At 27.9% G+C, this 17,582-nt stretch carries 16 protein-coding genes and 1 CRISPR repeat array; of the genes, 2 read left to right on the top strand and 14 right to left on the bottom strand.

The features are described 5' to 3' along the window. Positions 1 to 6 precede the first annotated feature (6 nt). Positions 7 to 565: direct repeats of the CRISPR family, unit length 29 nt; unit sequence CTTTAAATACCACATAGTTAATATAAAAC. Between the two features lie 184 nt (positions 566 to 749). The 9 genes from cas2 to BUB34_RS08635 form a co-directional block, all read right to left on the bottom strand. Next, a complete protein-coding gene (cas2, locus tag BUB34_RS08675; protein WP_073126500.1) occupies positions 750 to 1,016 on the bottom strand; it encodes a CRISPR-associated endonuclease Cas2 in 267 nt (88 codons plus the stop codon). A gap of 1 nt (position 1,017) precedes the next feature. Beyond that, positions 1,018 to 1,998 (bottom strand): type I-B CRISPR-associated endonuclease Cas1b, encoded by a 981-nt coding sequence (cas1b, locus tag BUB34_RS08670; protein WP_073126498.1) that lies wholly within the window; start codon positions 1,996 to 1,998, stop codon positions 1,018 to 1,020. Further along, a complete protein-coding gene (gene cas4, locus BUB34_RS08665; protein WP_073126496.1) occupies positions 1,998 to 2,519 on the bottom strand; it encodes a CRISPR-associated protein Cas4 in 522 nt (173 codons plus the stop codon). Before cas4 ends, cas1b begins: the two co-directional genes overlap by 1 nt. 31 nt (positions 2,520 to 2,550) lie before the next feature. Then, positions 2,551 to 4,869: a CRISPR-associated helicase/endonuclease Cas3 gene (locus tag BUB34_RS08660; RefSeq protein WP_073126495.1), complete on the bottom strand. Its 2,319-nt coding sequence runs from the start codon at positions 4,867 to 4,869 to the stop codon at positions 2,551 to 2,553. 126 nt (positions 4,870 to 4,995) lie between these two features. Continuing rightward, positions 4,996 to 5,694 (bottom strand): type I-B CRISPR-associated protein Cas5b, encoded by a 699-nt coding sequence (cas5b, locus tag BUB34_RS08655; RefSeq protein ID WP_073126493.1) that lies wholly within the window; start codon positions 5,692 to 5,694, stop codon positions 4,996 to 4,998. A gap of 1 nt (position 5,695) precedes the next feature. Continuing rightward, positions 5,696 to 6,607: a type I-B CRISPR-associated protein Cas7/Cst2/DevR gene (gene cas7i, locus BUB34_RS08650; protein ID WP_073126491.1), complete on the bottom strand. Its 912-nt coding sequence runs from the start codon at positions 6,605 to 6,607 to the stop codon at positions 5,696 to 5,698. 1 nt (position 6,608) lies between these two features. Continuing rightward, the gene (gene cas8a1, locus BUB34_RS08645; RefSeq protein ID WP_073126489.1) at positions 6,609 to 8,438 is read right to left on the bottom strand and encodes a type I-B CRISPR-associated protein Cas8b1/Cst1; all 1,830 of its coding nucleotides are present in this window, start codon (positions 8,436 to 8,438) and stop codon (positions 6,609 to 6,611) included. 5 nt (positions 8,439 to 8,443) lie between these two features. Further along, the gene (gene cas6, locus BUB34_RS08640) at positions 8,444 to 9,181 is read right to left on the bottom strand and encodes a CRISPR-associated endoribonuclease Cas6 (RefSeq protein WP_073126487.1); all 738 of its coding nucleotides are present in this window, start codon (positions 9,179 to 9,181) and stop codon (positions 8,444 to 8,446) included. A gap of 152 nt (positions 9,182 to 9,333) precedes the next feature. After that, positions 9,334 to 10,245 carry a helix-turn-helix transcriptional regulator gene (locus tag BUB34_RS08635; RefSeq protein WP_278276712.1) on the bottom strand — a complete coding sequence of 304 codons (912 nt, stop codon included), beginning with the start codon at positions 10,243 to 10,245 and terminating at the stop codon, positions 9,334 to 9,336. Positions 10,246 to 10,462: 217 nt separating this feature from the next. Between BUB34_RS08635 and BUB34_RS08630 the strand changes: the two genes are divergently transcribed. Then, on the top strand, positions 10,463 to 11,194 hold the full coding sequence (locus tag BUB34_RS08630; RefSeq protein WP_073126484.1) for a M48 family metallopeptidase: 732 nt from the start codon (positions 10,463 to 10,465) through the stop codon (positions 11,192 to 11,194). A 14-nt stretch (positions 11,195 to 11,208) separates the two neighbouring features. On the opposite strand, the gene BUB34_RS08625 is transcribed toward BUB34_RS08630, so the two are convergent. The 3 genes from BUB34_RS08625 to BUB34_RS08615 all read right to left on the bottom strand — a co-directional run bounded on the left by BUB34_RS08625 (position 11,209) and on the right by BUB34_RS08615 (position 14,927). Beyond that, entirely contained in the window at positions 11,209 to 12,771 is a 1,563-nt protein-coding gene (locus BUB34_RS08625) for a nitrite/sulfite reductase (RefSeq protein WP_073126482.1), read from the bottom strand. A 181-nt stretch (positions 12,772 to 12,952) separates the two neighbouring features. Continuing rightward, positions 12,953 to 13,927 carry a magnesium transporter CorA family protein gene (locus tag BUB34_RS08620; RefSeq protein ID WP_242948861.1) on the bottom strand — a complete coding sequence of 325 codons (975 nt, stop codon included), beginning with the start codon at positions 13,925 to 13,927 and terminating at the stop codon, positions 12,953 to 12,955. Positions 13,928 to 14,090: 163 nt separating this feature from the next. Next, entirely contained in the window at positions 14,091 to 14,927 is an 837-nt protein-coding gene (locus tag BUB34_RS08615) for a sulfurtransferase (protein WP_073126479.1), read from the bottom strand. A gap of 239 nt (positions 14,928 to 15,166) precedes the next feature. Between BUB34_RS08615 and BUB34_RS08610 the strand changes: the two genes are divergently transcribed. Beyond that, positions 15,167 to 16,201: an ABC transporter substrate-binding protein gene (locus BUB34_RS08610; protein WP_073126477.1), complete on the top strand. Its 1,035-nt coding sequence runs from the start codon at positions 15,167 to 15,169 to the stop codon at positions 16,199 to 16,201. A gap of 49 nt (positions 16,202 to 16,250) precedes the next feature. Here BUB34_RS08610 and hfq read toward each other — a convergent pair whose 3' ends face one another. Next, entirely contained in the window at positions 16,251 to 16,520 is a 270-nt protein-coding gene (gene hfq, locus BUB34_RS08605) for an RNA chaperone Hfq (protein WP_073126475.1), read from the bottom strand. A 103-nt stretch (positions 16,521 to 16,623) separates the two neighbouring features. Next, complete coding sequence (miaA, locus tag BUB34_RS08600) at positions 16,624 to 17,556, bottom strand: tRNA (adenosine(37)-N6)-dimethylallyltransferase MiaA (protein WP_073126473.1); 933 nt, start codon at positions 17,554 to 17,556, stop codon at positions 16,624 to 16,626. Between the last annotated feature and the right edge of the window lie 26 nt (positions 17,557 to 17,582).

The raw sequence follows: 17,582 nt of genomic DNA, 5'->3' as shown, positions 1-17,582 counted from the left end.
ATACAACTTTAAATACCACATAGTTAATATAAAACAAAAAACCGATATGGCCAGAAGATGCTGTAAAAGAAGACTTTAAATACCACATAGTTAATATAAAACCCTTACAAGCTTTCGTAAAAGGTTTATCAGAGTCAGCTTTAAATACCACATAGTTAATATAAAACGAAAAGAACAAATAGTTCCAGTAATGGTAAAAATAGACTTTAAATACCACATAGTTAATATAAAACTTTAACAATAGATCATGGAAATTATTCAGACTTTATTCCTTTAAATACCACATAGTTAATATAAAACTAAGTCTATTTCTAGCTTGATACGTTCTATCTGTCCACTTTAAATACCACATAGTTAATATAAAACAAGTCAAATTCATCTTTTATGAACTCTTTTATCATCTCTTTAAATACCACATAGTTAATATAAAACTTTGAGAAAAAACCAAACTTCTCTGCATTTTTATTGCCCTTTAAATACCACATAGTTAATATAAAACATAGCAACTATTTATATAATGTAACTAAAAAATTACCCTTTAAATACCACATAGTTAATATAAAACCCCAAAACCCAAACACATTATACCACTTGATATCACTAAGTTTCAAGACTCTACTCAAGTAATATAATCACAGTTTTTGCAGTGAACCTTCGGTAGCGTATTTCACATACAGACTATTAATCTTCCAAGATCACTATTTCCAAAACTTTGGACATGAAATACTAAATTAACCGCCCACTGCAAATCATAAAAACATATCGTCAAAGTTTTTATGAACACCATAAGAGACTTTTCTTATATTTTTAGGATTTTTCACCTCATATATATACAGAGAGTCTTCATCCTTATTTATTACTTTTTCTACCTCGCTAATGCATTTATGTAACTTTCCTTCTGTTATTTCACCTTCAAAAACTGAATTCTGTGTCCATGTTAAATATTTTTTTAGTATACGCCTTGTTCTATTTAACAGCTTCTGCTCTACTATATCATAAGCTACTATTACAAACATATTACCACCATGCCTTTAATACTTTATATTTTTCATCTTTTATAAAATGCTTAATAAGCTTATAACATTCGAGCCTAATGAACATCCTATAAGAAACTTTCCTGTTTAATGTTCTATGCTTTATTGTAGTTTGCATTTTACCTTCAAATTCTTGTAAAAATTTCTTCTTACCTGTATCACTTAAATAGCATAATTCTTCTTCGTAAATAAAGTCTTTTTTATTAATTCTTTTATTATTAACCAGGCTAAAAATTATTGGATCTATTATCATAGGTTTGAATATTTCAGCTATATCTAAACTTAATGAAAATCTCTTAGTTGAGGGTTCATGTAAAAAACTTATAGAAGGATCCAGTTGTGTTTTATAGATTTCACTTAATACATTTGTATACATTATACTATTTCCAAATGATATCATAGCATTCAAAGGATCTTTTGGTGGCCTTTTTTCTCTCTTATTAAACTCAAATCCATTCTTCAATATCTGATTAAAAGACTTATAATAATTTTTTCGTATCCTTCCTTCTTTTCCCATGAGTGTAGCTATATCTTCTACTTCATCCAATGTATATAGTTCATCTTTTATATCCTCAATTAATGATTCGTCTACCTTATAATATCTCATATTTCTCAATATATGATGCGCTGCACTTTTAACAAAAGATTTAGCTAAGTAGAGTCTCTCCTCTAAATCTAGATAACACGCTGATTGACATACCAATGTAAATCCAGAAACATTCTTTTTTCTTGGATAATATGTACCTGAATAATACCCATAATAATTATAAAAATGAAGCATTATTCCATACCTACTTATATAATTTATCATTTTCGTATTTAGGTCTACCTCACCGTATAAATGTAAATCATCTACCTGTTCTATTGGTAGTGCCTTTTTGTTCCCCAATTCATCATAATGGTATATAGTATTATCTTTTCTTTTTATACTGCCATTATTTATAATATAATAATCTTTGGACATCAATTTTCCTCCTTTACAAAACAAAATTCATAATATGCACACTTTGTACAATATGGGAGCTTTTGTAGCGTTGGAGGATATTTGCTTTCACATATACTATTTATATTAACAAGTGCCTCTTCTATTTCACCTTCTACATCACTTGTCAATACTACCTCTTCTTGTTTTTTCTCGGTAACATAATTTATTAGTCCCTTTTTATCTATGTTCATTTTCTTCTTTAAATAATATAAATAATAATATAACTGCATCTCATCAGCTTTTTTCATTTTAGAACTTATCTTTACCTCTCTCACATATTCACTTGTTATCATATCCAATTTTAAAATATCATCAACTAATGATTCTTTATTTTTTACTCTTGGGTAAGATCTTTCATGAACTATTTTACCTGACATTACACGATCATTATTAGATTCCATAGTTATACCCTTAGAAAACATCCACAACTTTCTTTTGCATACATAATAATAATTTATTTTTACTCCTTGAACCTTTAATATATCTAAATCTATAGACATAATTGCACCTTCTTTAGTTAAAATTATAAATCTATATAAATTGTGAAAGTTCTTTATCTATAAGCACACCTTTCCCAGATATTTCCCCATTATCATGGTTTTTATTTATATCATATTCGCACTCAAGTATTTTTAAGTCATTTAATCCTTTTATATATATCTCTGTTATATTTTCTTTTGATTTATATGCTGCAACATTTACGGTTTTTTTATTTATTTTTTTCCTTACATCAGTTCTTTGTTTTTTTATCTCTTTTATTAATTTCTTGTTATTATCATTGTATGCTTTGGATAGACGATTGCTTAAATCTTCATAATCGCTTATTAGTGTATTCTCAATATCATCATAAATCTGTCTTGGTATAGCTGTGTAAGCATCTATACTTCTAAGTACCCTTTGAGCTTCACTAGATTTTAAACTATATGGTGTCATAGTATCTAATATAGTCAACGCTTTTTCAAATTTACTATAAAACTCTGTGTTTTTTAAGTTATCTTTTGAATATAAAATTTTAACCATCTCTACCTTTGTTGATTCTTTTATCTCTATAGATTTTTTATCTCCTATATATTTTTTAAGTAATATAATCCCGCTGTTTACAATATCTTCATCATATATAGTCCCTATACCTTTTACATCTTTTGTATAAATAAAAACGTTTTGGCTATCTATTGATTTTTTACCAGCTCTATTGCATCTGCCTAATCTTTGAAATAAACTATCCAGTGTAGAAATTTCTGTATGAAGCTGATCAAAATCAATATCTAAAGAAGCTTCTACCAACTGAGTTGTAATCCATATTCCATTTTCTTTGCTACTTGCAAAATCTTTTATATTTTTTTCTAATACCAATCTATCTTCCTGTACATACATAGAGTGTAGTAAATTTAAATTAAAATCCAAATCTTTTATTTTTTTTATTTTTTCCATTTGTTCATATTTTTCTATTGCACTATTTACTGTATTTACTATAACAAGAACCTTTTTATTTAATCCACTTTTTGCTACTTCTTCTAAATTTTCATTTATAGATGAATCTATAAGCTCTATATTATGCCTTACTTTTTCAGTATTAAACTCTGCACTTACTAAATTTTCATCAAACATACCTCTTTCTTTCATTTTATCAATATATATAGTAGGCATTGTTGCCGTCATTATCATGAATTTGCCACCTATTTTATGTATCATTTCTAGCCCTTTTATTAAAACAGCAGCTATTTCCGGTGAATACGCCTGTATTTCGTCTATAACCACTTTTGAATAAGATAATGTTGAGTATATTTTTTCATACCCTTTATACATAAATGGAAATTTAAATATCTGGTCTATTGTTGAAAATATTAGTTTTTTAGACGTAAGCTTAGATAAGTCATTTATATTTTGAGAATTCTTATAATTATTTTCTTCTAAATACTCTATACTTGTTGAATGAAGCAGTCCTGCATAGGCATAAGGTTCATCATTATTATTTCTTATTTCTGCGACTCTATCAAATAGGGCATTTATACTAACCCTTAGCGGAAGTGTAAAAAATGCTTTATCTTCATCTATCCAGATTAGAGCAGTTTCAGTTTTTCCCATACCGGTAGATGCGATTAACATAATATTTTTTTCTCTATTATTTTTAGCAAACCTCTGAACATCTCTTAAATCCCCATACTCATTTATAATAAATTCTTCTGTATACCTTCCTATATATTTATCACAATCAGCCTCAACTAGTTCATGAGCTGACGCACTATGATCCAATTTATGAAGAATACCTTTTAACATAACATATAAATAATAATAATCATCATTTTTTGTTATTCTTTTTTTAACATTCTGTAAATAAGAGTTGTTAAGTTTTTTGGTTTTTATAGGATATCTAACTTTAAAATCATTTTGTAGTTCTTCTACTTTATTTATTAAGTCCTCCTCCAAGGCTATCTTTACTAAGAGTTCAAATTTTTCATCAATCTCCACATCTCTTTCATGATGATAAACTATAGCTTGATCTATTAGGTTCATTAGCTTTCTATCATTTATTCCTAGATCCCTATATTTAATAAATGCCGGTGATATATAATTATGATTTATATTATTTTCTAGATTAGTTATAATATCTTCGTCAGTTAACTTTTCATCCATATTCTCCCTTATTAATTTCTGAAATGGAGAAAATGCCTTTCCAATATCATGAAATTCTACTACTATATCAAGTATCTTCCAAAACTCTTCTCCATCTATAAATTCTAACTTATTTATAATTTTTCCATAGTTACATTTCAAGATATCCATCTGCCTAATAAGTTCGTCCGTGTGTTCTCTTAAAGTTTCAATCGGTTCTGACTTCGCATAAATCATAGTTTCCTCCCATACACTAGTAGTTATCTTATAATAAAGAGGAAATTATACTTATTTAGTCTGTACCATAAATACAATTTCCCCCTGTGTCCCCATAAATTAATTTTAGGTATCTAAAAAATTATTTTATATATTGAAATATACTAAATCCATATCTTCATCTAATAATATATCTCCATAAGTTATCTTATTACCGCTTTCAACATAGTAACTATCAGTCTTATTCCATATCCTTTTTTTATCATGTACCGCGTCATTTGTATAATAATTATTAAGTCTATATCCTATACCAGAGACAGAATCATCAATCAACTTAGACTTAGGTATATATATAGGCATTTTTATACTGTGTTCAACTAGCTCATTTTCTTCATAATCGTTTTCTTCTATGTTTCTATTATCAACACTAAACTCTTCAATTTCTGTAAAAACTAAGTCATCTATTCTAGCCAAATCTTCTTTTCTACCAAGTGATAAATGTTCCTCTAAATTAAGCATATTATCATAAATTTTTTTCAATATTTCTTCTTCTGCACTTATATGAATAATTAGATTTACATTAAGTAACATATGGCTATTCATAGGCATTGTTGTAATACTATCTTTTTTATAAAAATATGTTGTCTGATAGTTATTAAATATACTTTCATAACTCCCCTGCACACTTATCTTTAGTGGTATATGTTCTGTTGCTTCTAATATTTTATGTATCAATCCATTTACTGTTGAGTATGGTGGTAAAGGATATGTCTCTGTAATTTTAAAAGCAAAAGGTTTTTTATAGCAGGCCGTCTCTTGGAATAGTTTTAATTTTAAAACTCTCATCTTAATTCACCTCGTAGTATTCTTTTACTCCCTTAATTAATTGTGAGAAGAATTTATCTACAGTCATAAGGTTTTCTCCTAATATTTCTTCAAAATCATTTTTATTTGTAAATGCATCTTCTACTATGCCCATATAAGTTGATTCTTTTAGCTCTTTTCCTAAAAAAGTACTTTCTACAACATCTTTTATGCTCTCATTATTTATTTTGTATCCATTTTTATCTATGTCTATTTTAACTCTTCCTAAGAAAAACGGATTTGCTATATCATATAATCCTCCAACTACAAATAATGGCGATAAATTTTCCTGTCTTCCTCTGATATTTCTATTCAGAATCTTTATTATTTCCAAAAACTCTATTACCCTGTTACATCTTTCCTCATTTGAAAGTTCTATTTCTCCATCAATTCCTATTTTAGATAAATCAATTGTAACTGTGTATGTATAATAACTTAAGTGTTGCTCTACATTAGCAAGATTTGGGTGTTCTCCAATTCTATCAGCCAGACCCTTATTATTTAAAAAATCCATATCACTTCTATATGGTTCCAATGATATTAAATTACTTAATCTAACAGTTGCCTCTCTAGTTAATGACCCACCTTTATCCTTATCATCCTTCTTATTTGTTTTCATATACCCAAATAAATCCATTTCCTTCGATTCTTTTATAGTCATGTCATCTCTAAACTGTATTGTTCCTTTTGCCTTATCAACAACTTGAAGATTCCAGTTAAACACATCTGCCGCCAATCTTACAATATCATATCTTATACACTGGCGAGATGCAAATGTGTACATATTTCCATCTGCCCTAGTTAATTTTTTTAGTTCAGATATATTGCCTATACCTTCTCCATAGTTTAAGCTTTGTGCTTGAGTTATTACAGTAAATGTTAATCCTCTTTTCATTTTACTTTTCCTCCCCATTATTTTCTTTGTTTTTACCTTCGTATCTCTCAGATATTAAACCTGATATAAAGGCATGTCCTATTGACTCAAAATCTAAATCCTTTTCAGACATTATTTCTAGAAATACTGAAGGAATACTTTTTTGTGCAGACATAAATACTCTTAAAACTGTATCCATAAAATCTTTCTTATTCCCAACTCTAACGGCATTTAAAAGTTTATACGCTACTGAATCTATTTTATTTTTAGCATTTGCTGTAACATAATAATCGTGTATATCATGTCCTGAATATTTAACTACTTGTAACTTCTTATCATTCATATCATATACCCCCTTTTTATAGTTATTTATTACTGCCCTTATTTGAACTGCCTTAAAGCAATCTGATGACAATACCTTTGTTTTCTTGTTGCTTTCTATATTTCCCTTTATCTTATCTCTTAAGGTATCGCTTATCAGATGCTTTAAATCCTTATTTTTTAATAGTATGTCTACTACTGATGCTTTGAAGTTTGAGTTATAAATACTTTGTAATAGTTTGGTTTTTTTAACAAAAAATTCAGCTAGATAGGTCGGCATATTAAAATAATTCATCTTGCACTTTTTAGAATCTACACTAGCCTTAAATTCTACAAAAAGTATATTATTAAGTTGCCATCTACTTTTTTCTTCATTTTCCATAACTATGTTTATAATTAAATCGTTGAAAGGATTTTCTTTATCCTTTAATAGTTTCAAATTATTGTTTTTGTCACACAAATCATTTATCGATGAATCAGTATTTACAAACCCATAAAATTGATTGTCTTCATTAACCAAGTAATTTTTTCTTATGTAAGTTGCACCTGCTGGTGTACAAAATAGTATAAGTTTGCAAATGTCACATATTTCATATGCATCTTCTTGATTCCAAAACATATTTTTAGCGTTACTGTTGCTTACACCAAGTGGTACAAAACTACTTTCTGAGTATTCATCAATTATCCCCTTATACATCCCACACATTTCGCAACTCTCAAGCTTATCCATGTAATTTTTTATATCTTCTATACTTTTCTTTTTCTTTATAAAATTTTTATTTATATCTTTCAAGATTTTTTCTAAGTTTTTAGCGCTGGACGTGCTAAATATCTTAGATTTCTTTTCATGTGATATATACTCTAGTTTTTTTATTATAAATTTTTCTAGATTTTTTATGTCTCCTTCCTTTATCAAATCATCTAATTCCCCTAATGATAGTATTGATAGTAAGTAATCCCCATACATTACCATTTTTAACTCTTCTAGAGATAATTTTGATTTTGCAACATTGAAATAACTAACTTGACCAAAATAATTATCGCTAATTATATATTTATATAAATTGGCTGTTAATTTTTCATTTATAGACTTTATTTTGAAAACATCTATACAACCTTCAAGAAGTTTTTCAAGTTCTTCTATTTCTTTTATAGACTTTATTTTTCCTATACAATCTAATTTTTCTTTAATTAGTTCATAGTTTTCTAAATCAAATTTTTTAATTTTTTCATTTTGTTGTTTTATGTTATTTTTAATTCTTTTTACAACATCCTTTGTTTTCTCGGGATTTTTTTTTGCCAGTCCCACGTTAAAGTCTATATTTGTTTTTATTCTTTTAAGCATATTGTATTCGTCCATAAAGTAATCAAAATAGTAATCATGAAAATTTTCTAGTAATAAACTATCAAATTCTATATAATCATCCTTTCTCAAAACATTGCCTTTAAGTTCTGCTTTTTCTAGGATATTTAAAAAACCTACTATACCCATATTAAAGAACCATTCTCCCTTATAAACTCTCAATTTCATATTAATCACCTCCACTCTATCGCATCTAAATAGCCAAATCCTTGTGCTCTTTTGAATCCAAGTCCTAGTTTGTAAATATCATCCAAGTCCTTTGGGTTTCCCTTTAGTATGAATTTCCCCTTATATCCATTCACATATTGATAAGGTTTTCCTGTTATATTTTTAAATTCTCTCAAACTTTCTTTTACTACTACCTTCGTCATATTTACATTCTCAAACTCTAATTTTTCTGATAAACCATAGCCCCTATAGTTTTTCAATACTTCATTTGATATATAGTTTAATTCATCTAAATATTCCCTCTCATCTACATCTAAAAACTTACCCTCTCTTGACTTTATACAAACTGGTGATATTGCATTAAATAAAACACTCCTCCCCAACACTTCTTTTTCTTTTACTAAATCAATTCTTTCTTTATACAATTCATATTCTTTGTACACAATTTTTTTAGAATTTATAACTCCATTATATATATGCAGCCCTAGCTCTAAATCTGGTGTACTTATGCTTAATATAACCCTATCCTTAATATTAAAATTATCACCATTTACTTCGTATCCTTTTAAATAAACAGCAAAGGTAAAATTCTTAGTCCTTTTATTGTTTTTATCTTTGTAGTAATACATGTTCTTATAGTATTCATTGCTAGATTTCTTAATAGCTTCCTTTATAACACTCATAAATAATGTATTATATGATATTGGAATCTTTTCTGTCTTAAAGTCAATCTTCATTCGCATATTATCACCTCTCTCTTTTTATAAATTTTAATTAAATATATATTTTATACAGGTTGAAAATTATTAACCTTGTATTAATATCACTTCTATAACACAATATTATCACCCATCCCCGAACTATAGCTAAGGGATTAAAAATTAATTTGTAAAATTTAGTATATATTTTTCATTTTTTCTATTTCCATTATTATGTCACTTTTTAATTTATCTGGTTTTATAACTTCTACATTTGATCCCATACTTAAAACCCAACTCTTTATTTCTGTGTATCCTCGTATTTTAGCTTTAAATATTATAGAGTTATCTTCACATTCAATAATTTTCTGATTTTCTACCCATACTTTCTCACTTATAATAATTGAAAATGGATATTTAACTTTTAAAATAATATCAATTTCATCATCTTTATATATTCCTATACTATTTTTACTATATTCTCTCCAGCTAAAAGTTTTATCTATTTTGTACTTTTCTTCTAAAATAGTATAGTCCGATATTCTGCAAACTTTAAAATCTATAAATTTATCTCGTTTCTCACAAAATGCAACCATGTATGTGTCTCCTTTATAATTAAAAAGACCATATGGATGAACTGTTCTTATGGTATGTCCAGAATTAATAGAATAATATTTTATTTTTAGTTTTTTATTAGTTATATAGGATAAAGTTATATCTGCATATTTCTTTCTCTGAAATTCATGATTGTAATTGCATTTTGATTGAATAGTGAAATAATTCATTGGTGTGATTTCTTCATCTGTCTTTGATACTAATTTTATTTTTTCAACAATATCACTAAATTTTTTTTGATATATATCATTACTATACTTTAATTTTTCACTTATAGATTCTAAAACTATTAGTTCTTCAAATGATATACTGATATTTGATATACTGTTACTCTTATCAATTTCATATCCCCCGTATGCTCCATATTTAGATATAATGAATATACCAGCTTCATCTAGATATGTTTTATACTTTTGTATCTGCCTTTCACTAACCTCTAATTCTCGTGCTAGATCTTTGCATTTCATCTTACCCCTGCTTTGCAAAAGTACCATCATTTTTAAGGTATTTCCTACTAAACTTATTCTTCTCGCCTCCCTTTTTTAATTGTATTTCTACAAAGATAGATACTTTTCCTTTATAATTTACAAATTTCATTTTCAGTCAAGTAAACTAATAACTAAGTATAGAAGCATTTATTGCTTTTTACATTGTTTATATGAAACTATATAAGTATAATATCTAGTATAAGACCTATAAAGGAGGAACATTTTGTACAAACTAAACTATAAAAATATGAGTGTAAAATACACTATAACAAAAAAATCTACGAAAAAAAATATCTCACTATATGTAAAGTATCCAGGTGTAGTTAGTGTAGTTGCCCCTAGTTATACAACTGATAAATTTATACATGATTTTGTGAAATCTAAGTCCAATTGGATTTTTAATAAAATAATAACTTTTAAAAATATCGAGAAAAACTCATCTAAATTTAGTCTAGATGATAAAAGTAAAATATCCTATATGGGCAAAGAATATCAAATAAATATAATAAAACATAATTTAGAAAAAAAAATATCACTCCAATCATTGGAAGTGATAGATAATAAATTTATATTAAATATTAACTCAGATAAAAATCAATCAGAAATTGTAAGCAAACTGCTAATAGATTATTATATTAAACAAGGAACTATAGATATAGGTGAGAGAGTTTCTATTTATGCCAAAAAATTAGGTATTTATCCTAAAAAGATAAAGGTTAAATGTCAAAAAACCAGTTGGGGGAGTTGCTCATCTCTTGGCAATATATACATAAATTATAATCTGCTTCTAGCCCCTATAGATATAATAGACTATGTTCTCGTACATGAACTTTGCCATTTTATTGAAATGAACCACTCCAAAAACTTCTGGAAATTAGTAGAAAATATTGTGCCAGACTATAAAGTTAAAAGACATTGGCTTAAGGAAAATGGGCATTCACTTAGATTCAAATAGATAATGTCTGCTATTTATACTTTATATTTGGAAGTTATACTTATAACTTCACTAGGGTTTTTATATAGCCATTCATAAAAACCCTCTCCACTAGATGCTACACTTTTACCTATATCAAATAAAATTTCCGGCAAATCGCTAGCTTTAAAATCGCCTAATGAGTTACCTAATCTAGTTTTATTTAATCCAAATTCTCCATCTACATATAATTCAAACGCATCTGTAAGTTCTCCATCTATTTTTTTCATCTTACCTGTTAGCCCAATTCCTCCTATTTGATGAACTCCACATGAGTTCTGACATCCCGATATATAGATTCTAGGCATCGCATTTAAAATAGTGTTATCTCCATTGGTTTGTTTTTTAAAGTAATCTATTATTGATCTTAGATTTTTTTGGCTGTTTTGAACTCCCATTTGGCATATAGGCACACCTATACAAGATACACTCTTTTCTAAACTAGTATTACCACTTATTGAGTTGCTTATATCCAAAATTCTTTCAGCTTCTTTTCCATCTAAATTTATTAAGTATATTCCCTCGGTCATTGCCAATCTTACTGAGGCATACTTTGTTTTATCCAACTCATTAAGTATTTTCTCTAAATCTGTTCGTAATAACTGACCTCCTATTGGATGTATATAAACACTATAAAACCCTTTTTGTTTTTGATTAAATAGTCTTGGATCCTTTATTTGAGTTTCTATTCCTAAGTCAGGATATTCTATAGGAACTGGATTGAGACTTAAACTTCCTTTTTCTTTTTCCCTTTTTACATATTCCCTAAATTTTTCTAAGAATAAATCTTTTCCAAGCTTTGAAACCATATATCTAACTCTAGCTTTAGACTTGTTTTTGTAGTCACCTTCGTCCATAAAAAGTTTAGTTAATCCTTCTACATAATAAAGGGCATCGCTAGGGTCTATAAGTTCTTCAAGTTCTAGACCTACAGCAGGATTTCTACCCAAACCTCCGCCTACAAAAACACTAAAATATGGTTTGTTATCTTTTAGTGTTGCTATAAATCCTAAGTCTTGTACTGTACAATGTGCCTCATCTTTTTTTGAACTAGAATAAGATACTTTTAATTTTCTTGGCAAATTATATGTAGTAATCTTATTCATAAAATATTTATCTGTAGCAACAGCATAAGGTGTTACATCAAATGCTTCATCAGGATCAACTCCAGATAACGGGGACAAACCTACATTTCTAGGGTAATTACCTCCACTTCCCCTTGTGAATATATCCTTTTTTATTCCCTCTTCCATTATCTTACATACTGAGTCAACATCTAGATTATGAAGCTGTATAGCCTGTCTAGTTGTGAGATGAATTCCATCTAAATTGTACTCTTTAACAAAATCATAAATTGTACGTAACTGTTCTCTAGATACTACCCCAGAAGACACCCTAAGTCTAATCATAAATGACTCTTGATTTCCCTGTGCATAAACACCGTATCCTCCAGAAAAACCTTTATAATCCATTTTTGAACTTTCTCTATTTAGAAATTTTAAACACTGTTCTCTAAAATTTGGAATATCTGCTAATAATACTTCTTTTAATTTTTCCATTTTACACCTCTAGTTATAATTAATAATCATAACTATATTATTGGCAATATATATATAATAATGTACTTAATTATATACTTTAACTTATTTTAATTTTAATATACTAAACATAAATCACCTAAATATAAACCTATTGAATATAAATAATCTATTCTAATGAAAATATTATAAATAATCTATTCTATAATATTTTCTTTATTTTAAAAATTATAATCCCCACTATAACTATACCAGCCATTCCTAGTAATATTAAAGGATAACCATAAACCCAATTGAGCTCTGGCATATACTTAAAATTCATCCCGTAAATCCCTGTAATTATTGTTAGTGGTGCAGATATCCCAGTTAATACTGTTAGTTTAGTTATCAATGAATTTGTCTCTTCTGCCATACGGGATGAGTAAATATCTAGTAATTTATCTGCCAGTTCTCTAGTGGATATTGCAAAATTGTATAGTTTATCTATTCCAAAATCTATACCTTGTACGTTTTCTAAGTTAAATTTTTTTACATCAGAATACTTTAGGTATCTTATATTTCCTTTAACTATCCTATCACCTATATATAATAAAGGTCTTGTGTTTTTCACTATTTTTCTAGTCATCGATCTTATATCATTAATTCTTGTAATTTGAATATCAGACTTTTCATCTAGTATGTCATCTTCTATCTCTAGTATCATATCCTCAACTTTTTCCAATGATTCAAATTCATGCACTATTATCTCATTGAAAATTAAATAGTTGATTTTGAAAAGAGAAACTGTAGGGTTTTCTTCCATATGTAGTTTTTTAGTTATTATATTTTTTATAAATTTATACAAGAAGTGATCTTCATCAACAACAACAAGTATAAAATTTTCTGATAGATATATATTCACTTCTTTGACTTCATACTTTTCACCTAAGAGTTCAAATGTATTTAGACTTAAAAAATCATAGTCATCAAATAAATCTAGCTTTATAACCTCATCAAATTCCAAACATTCCTCAAATGTAACCTCATCTATATCTAAAGGCTTTTTAAATAATCTTAAGTTCTTAGGTGTCGTTAACATAAGATATGAATTATCCTTTTTATAAAACTTTCTACTAAAACTCTTAGTTCCATTTATAACTTCATTAGTTTCTAAATTTAAAATATGCAATATTAACACCAACTTTTTTATATTATTTATATATATTACATCAAAAATATATCTTTATTCCTATTATTGTTAAAAAAATATAAACACAAGAAGTTTACTCCGTATTTTAAATTTAAGAGCAAATTTCCTGTGTTTAAATTTATCGTATATATATATTTATATATATTATTTATTATATTGTATCTACAGTATTTTCCTCATAACTTATCCAATCACTATAACTACCTGCATAAAGTTTGTGATTTACTCCAGCCTCTGTAAGTGCCAAGCTATTTGGGCATGCTGTTACCCCTGATCCACAATAAACTATAACTTCATCATAATCATTTAATTTACTAAAAAGTTCTTTTAGTTTATCTTGTGATTTTATAGTAAATCCATCTTCAGCTTTATCTAATATATCCATCCAGAAGTAATTTAAAGCCCCTGGTATATGACCTGCTCTTTTGTCTACTGGTTCAAATTCACCAATATATCTTTTATTTTCTCTAGAATCAACTATAGCTACTCTTTCATTGTCGATTCTATCTTTTACATATTCCATATCTACAATCATATCTTTATTAACGTTGACTTTAAATTCTGATTTTTCTATAGGCTCTACATCTGATGTAACTTCTCCGCCTACTGATTTAAATGCTTCTATTCCACCATTTAATACATATACTTCTTTGTGTCCTAAATACTTTAGTATCCACCAAAGTCTAGCAGGTCCTGCTAAGTCACCTTCATCATAGGCAACTACTATAGACTCATTACTTATCCCTATATTTTCAAAAGTTTCTTTTAATTTCTCTATTTTTGGAAGGGGATGTCTTCCTCCGTGTTCTCTAACTTCGCTTGATAAATCTTTTTCTAAATCGACTCTTACTGCCCCTTTTATATGTTCCTTTTCGTAACTTCTCTTACCGTACTCCTTGTCCATTAAGTCGAATCTACAATCAACCACTACTAAATTTTGCTTATTTAAATTTTCTTTTAACCAATTTACACTAACTATATTTTTCATATTGTATCTCTCCTATAAAAATATATTTCCTTTTAAATGCAAATATATTATACTACAATAACCAATTTTATGATATATACTTGAAATTTATACAGAATGATTTTAATTTTTGTAAAATTTTGTATTTTTATTTAATTATTTAGTCGATCGTTTTTTACCTACTAGGAATTTAATTATTTGTAACAATTATACCCATTATAGATATTATATAGTATAGGTTTTTTAAGGGGGGTTTATGTATGTTTAAAAAAATTATAGCAATTGTCAGTTCTGTGGCTTTAGGATCAGTATGTTTAACTGGATGTAGCTCTCAAAGTGCTGAAAATAAAAAGCTAGATAATGTTACCATTGCAGAAGTTACTCATTCTGTTTTTTATGCGCCTCAATATGCAGCTATAACTAAAGGTTTTTTTGAAGAAGAAGGTATTAAGGTCGACCTTATAAATACTCAGGGTGCTGATAAAACTATGGCTGCCCTAATTTCAGAAGAAGCTCAAATAGGTTTGATGGGACCTGAAGCCTCTATATATGTTTATAACCAAGGAAATGAAAACTACGCAGTAAACTTTGCTCAACTTACTAAAAGAGATGGAAGCTTTTTAGTTGCAAGAGAAAAATCAGATAATTTTTCTTATGAAGACTTAAAAGGTAAGGAAATTCTAGGCGGAAGAAAAGGTGGAGTTCCACTAATGACATTAGAGTACCTTCTAAAAGAAAAGGGTATTGATATGGGTGAAAACACTTCAGCTGGAGAAGCAAAAGTAAGAACAGATATTCAATTTGGGGTAATGGCCGGTGCTTTTGCTGGTGGAGAAGGAGACTACACTACTGCATTTGAACCAACTGCTACAGCAATGGAAAAAGACAAAACTGGATATGTTGTTGCATCTATAGGTGAAGATGCTGGAGAAATTCCTTTTACAGCTTATTCTACTACTAAATCATTTATAAAGGACAATAAAGACTTAGTACAAAGATTTACTAATGCAGTTTATAAAGGTCAATTATGGGTTCAAAAATCTTCTAGTGAAGATGTTGCCAAGGCAATGCAACCATTCTTTGAAGATATAGCTTTAGATGATTTAGTCAAAGTTGTTGATAGATATAAATCAATAGATGCTTGGTCTCAAGATCCTGTATTAAAAGAAGAAAGTTTAAACCGTCTTATGAATGTTATGAAAGAAGCTGGAGAACTTGATAAAGAACCTCCTTACAAAGATATAGTTAATACGGATTTTGCAAACACTGCTATAAAAAATATTAAAGATAAATAACATAAAAAGGGATACCTCTAAGTAAAATTGGTATCCCTCTATTTTCTATCTATTTATTATTATTGTTGTATCCATTAAACTGTTGTTGATTTTGGTTTTGTAAATTTATATACTTAGCAGGTTGTATAGTAGACACTGCATGTTTATATATCATATTTTGCTGTCTGTTTTCCCCTTCTACTAATATTATATAACTGTCAAATCCTCTAACATACCCTTTTACCTGAACCCCATTAACCAAGTATATAACCACTGCTACTTTCTCTTTCCTTGCATTGTTTAGAAATAAGTCCTGTAGATTTAAAACCGAATTTTTCATTAGATTGGTTCCTCCCAAAAATTAAATATTAGTTATTTTCAAACTCCATACTATTCACAATCTTTATTTTTTAGTATATTTACTATCTTCTATTTTATAGAACTTATAATAAATTTTCAACATGAAGTATTATATCTTCTTCAAGTAATTTAATGTCCTCGTATTTGTCTAAATCAAACCATTTAGCCAAGTCATACCTTTTAAACCAAGTTATTTGCCTTTTTGCATATCTTCTTGAATCCCTTTTTATTATTTCTATAGCTTCATCATAGCTATACTCTCCATTTAAATACTTTATTATCTCTTTGTATCCTATACCCTGCATAGATATCATGTCCTTAGTGTATCCCCTATCTAAAAGGTCTTTTACTTCATCTATAAGTCCATTTTCCAGCATTATATCTACACGTTTATTTATTCTTTCATATAAATGTTCTCTGTCTCTGTTTAAGACTATTATTATAGGTTCATATTTTTCATTAAATTTTAAATCACTAGAAAAGTCATTCATCTTCTTGCCACTAAGGCATACTTCTAGTGCTCTTATAACCCTTTTTGTGTTGTTTTTATGTATTCTATTTGCAGCTTCTTCATCTAACTCTTTTAGTTTGTTGTGCATATGGTCTATACCTTTTTCTTTTAGTTCAATTGATAATTTGTCTCTTAGTTCATTGTCTGCACTGGATTTGGCAAAATCCATCTTATATATTAAAGAATTTAAATAAAGACCTGTCCCTCCTGTTACTAAAACATTTTTGCCTTCTTTATTGATTTTTTCTATATAAATATCAGCCCTTCTTTGAAATTCAGAGACAGAAAATGCAAAATCTGGATCTACTTCGTCTATCATATGGTGTTTTACTCCATCCATCTCCTCATTTGTAACCTTTGCACTCCCTATATCCATATGCTTATATATTTGCATAGAGTCAGCCGATATTATTTCTGCATTTAATCTCTTAGCTAGTCTTATAGATAAATCCGTTTTCCCAACAGCAGTCGGACCAGTAAGTATTATAATCGGTATCTTATTCATAGTATTCCTTCCCTAAATTTTCATTG

It is taken from the genome of Asaccharospora irregularis DSM 2635 (genome assembly GCF_900129815.1).
In the GTDB taxonomy this organism is placed as follows: domain Bacteria; phylum Bacillota; class Clostridia; order Peptostreptococcales; family Peptostreptococcaceae; genus Asaccharospora; species Asaccharospora irregularis.
This window is presented reverse-complemented; position numbering and strand designations above follow the sequence as displayed.

Bases quoted from the DNA above. Each gene is read 5' to 3' on its own strand.
- cas2 (WP_073126500.1), bottom strand. From the start codon at position 1,016: ATGTTTGTAATAGTAGCTTATGATATAGTAGAGCAGAAGCTGTTAAAT.
- cas1b (WP_073126498.1), bottom strand. From the start codon at position 1,998: ATGTCCAAAGATTATTATATTATAAATAATGGCAGTATAAAAAGAAAA.
- cas4 (WP_073126496.1), bottom strand. From the start codon at position 2,519: ATGTCTATAGATTTAGATATATTAAAGGTTCAAGGAGTAAAAATAAAT.
- BUB34_RS08660 (WP_073126495.1), bottom strand. From the start codon at position 4,869: ATGATTTATGCGAAGTCAGAACCGATTGAAACTTTAAGAGAACACACG.
- cas5b (WP_073126493.1), bottom strand. From the start codon at position 5,694: ATGAGAGTTTTAAAATTAAAACTATTCCAAGAGACGGCCTGCTATAAA.
- cas7i (WP_073126491.1), bottom strand. From the start codon at position 6,607: ATGAAAAGAGGATTAACATTTACTGTAATAACTCAAGCACAAAGCTTA.
- cas8a1 (WP_073126489.1), bottom strand. From the start codon at position 8,438: ATGAAATTGAGAGTTTATAAGGGAGAATGGTTCTTTAATATGGGTATA.
- cas6 (WP_073126487.1), bottom strand. From the start codon at position 9,181: ATGCGAATGAAGATTGACTTTAAGACAGAAAAGATTCCAATATCATAT.
- BUB34_RS08635 (WP_278276712.1), bottom strand. From the start codon at position 10,245: ATGGTACTTTTGCAAAGCAGGGGTAAGATGAAATGCAAAGATCTAGCA.
- BUB34_RS08625 (WP_073126482.1), bottom strand. From the start codon at position 12,771: ATGGAAAAATTAAAAGAAGTATTATTAGCAGATATTCCAAATTTTAGA.
- BUB34_RS08615 (WP_073126479.1), bottom strand. From the start codon at position 14,927: ATGAAAAATATAGTTAGTGTAAATTGGTTAAAAGAAAATTTAAATAAG.
- BUB34_RS08610 (WP_073126477.1), top strand. From the start codon at position 15,167: ATGTTTAAAAAAATTATAGCAATTGTCAGTTCTGTGGCTTTAGGATCA.
- hfq (WP_073126475.1), bottom strand. From the start codon at position 16,520: ATGAAAAATTCGGTTTTAAATCTACAGGACTTATTTCTAAACAATGCA.
- miaA (WP_073126473.1), bottom strand. From the start codon at position 17,556: ATGAATAAGATACCGATTATAATACTTACTGGTCCGACTGCTGTTGGG.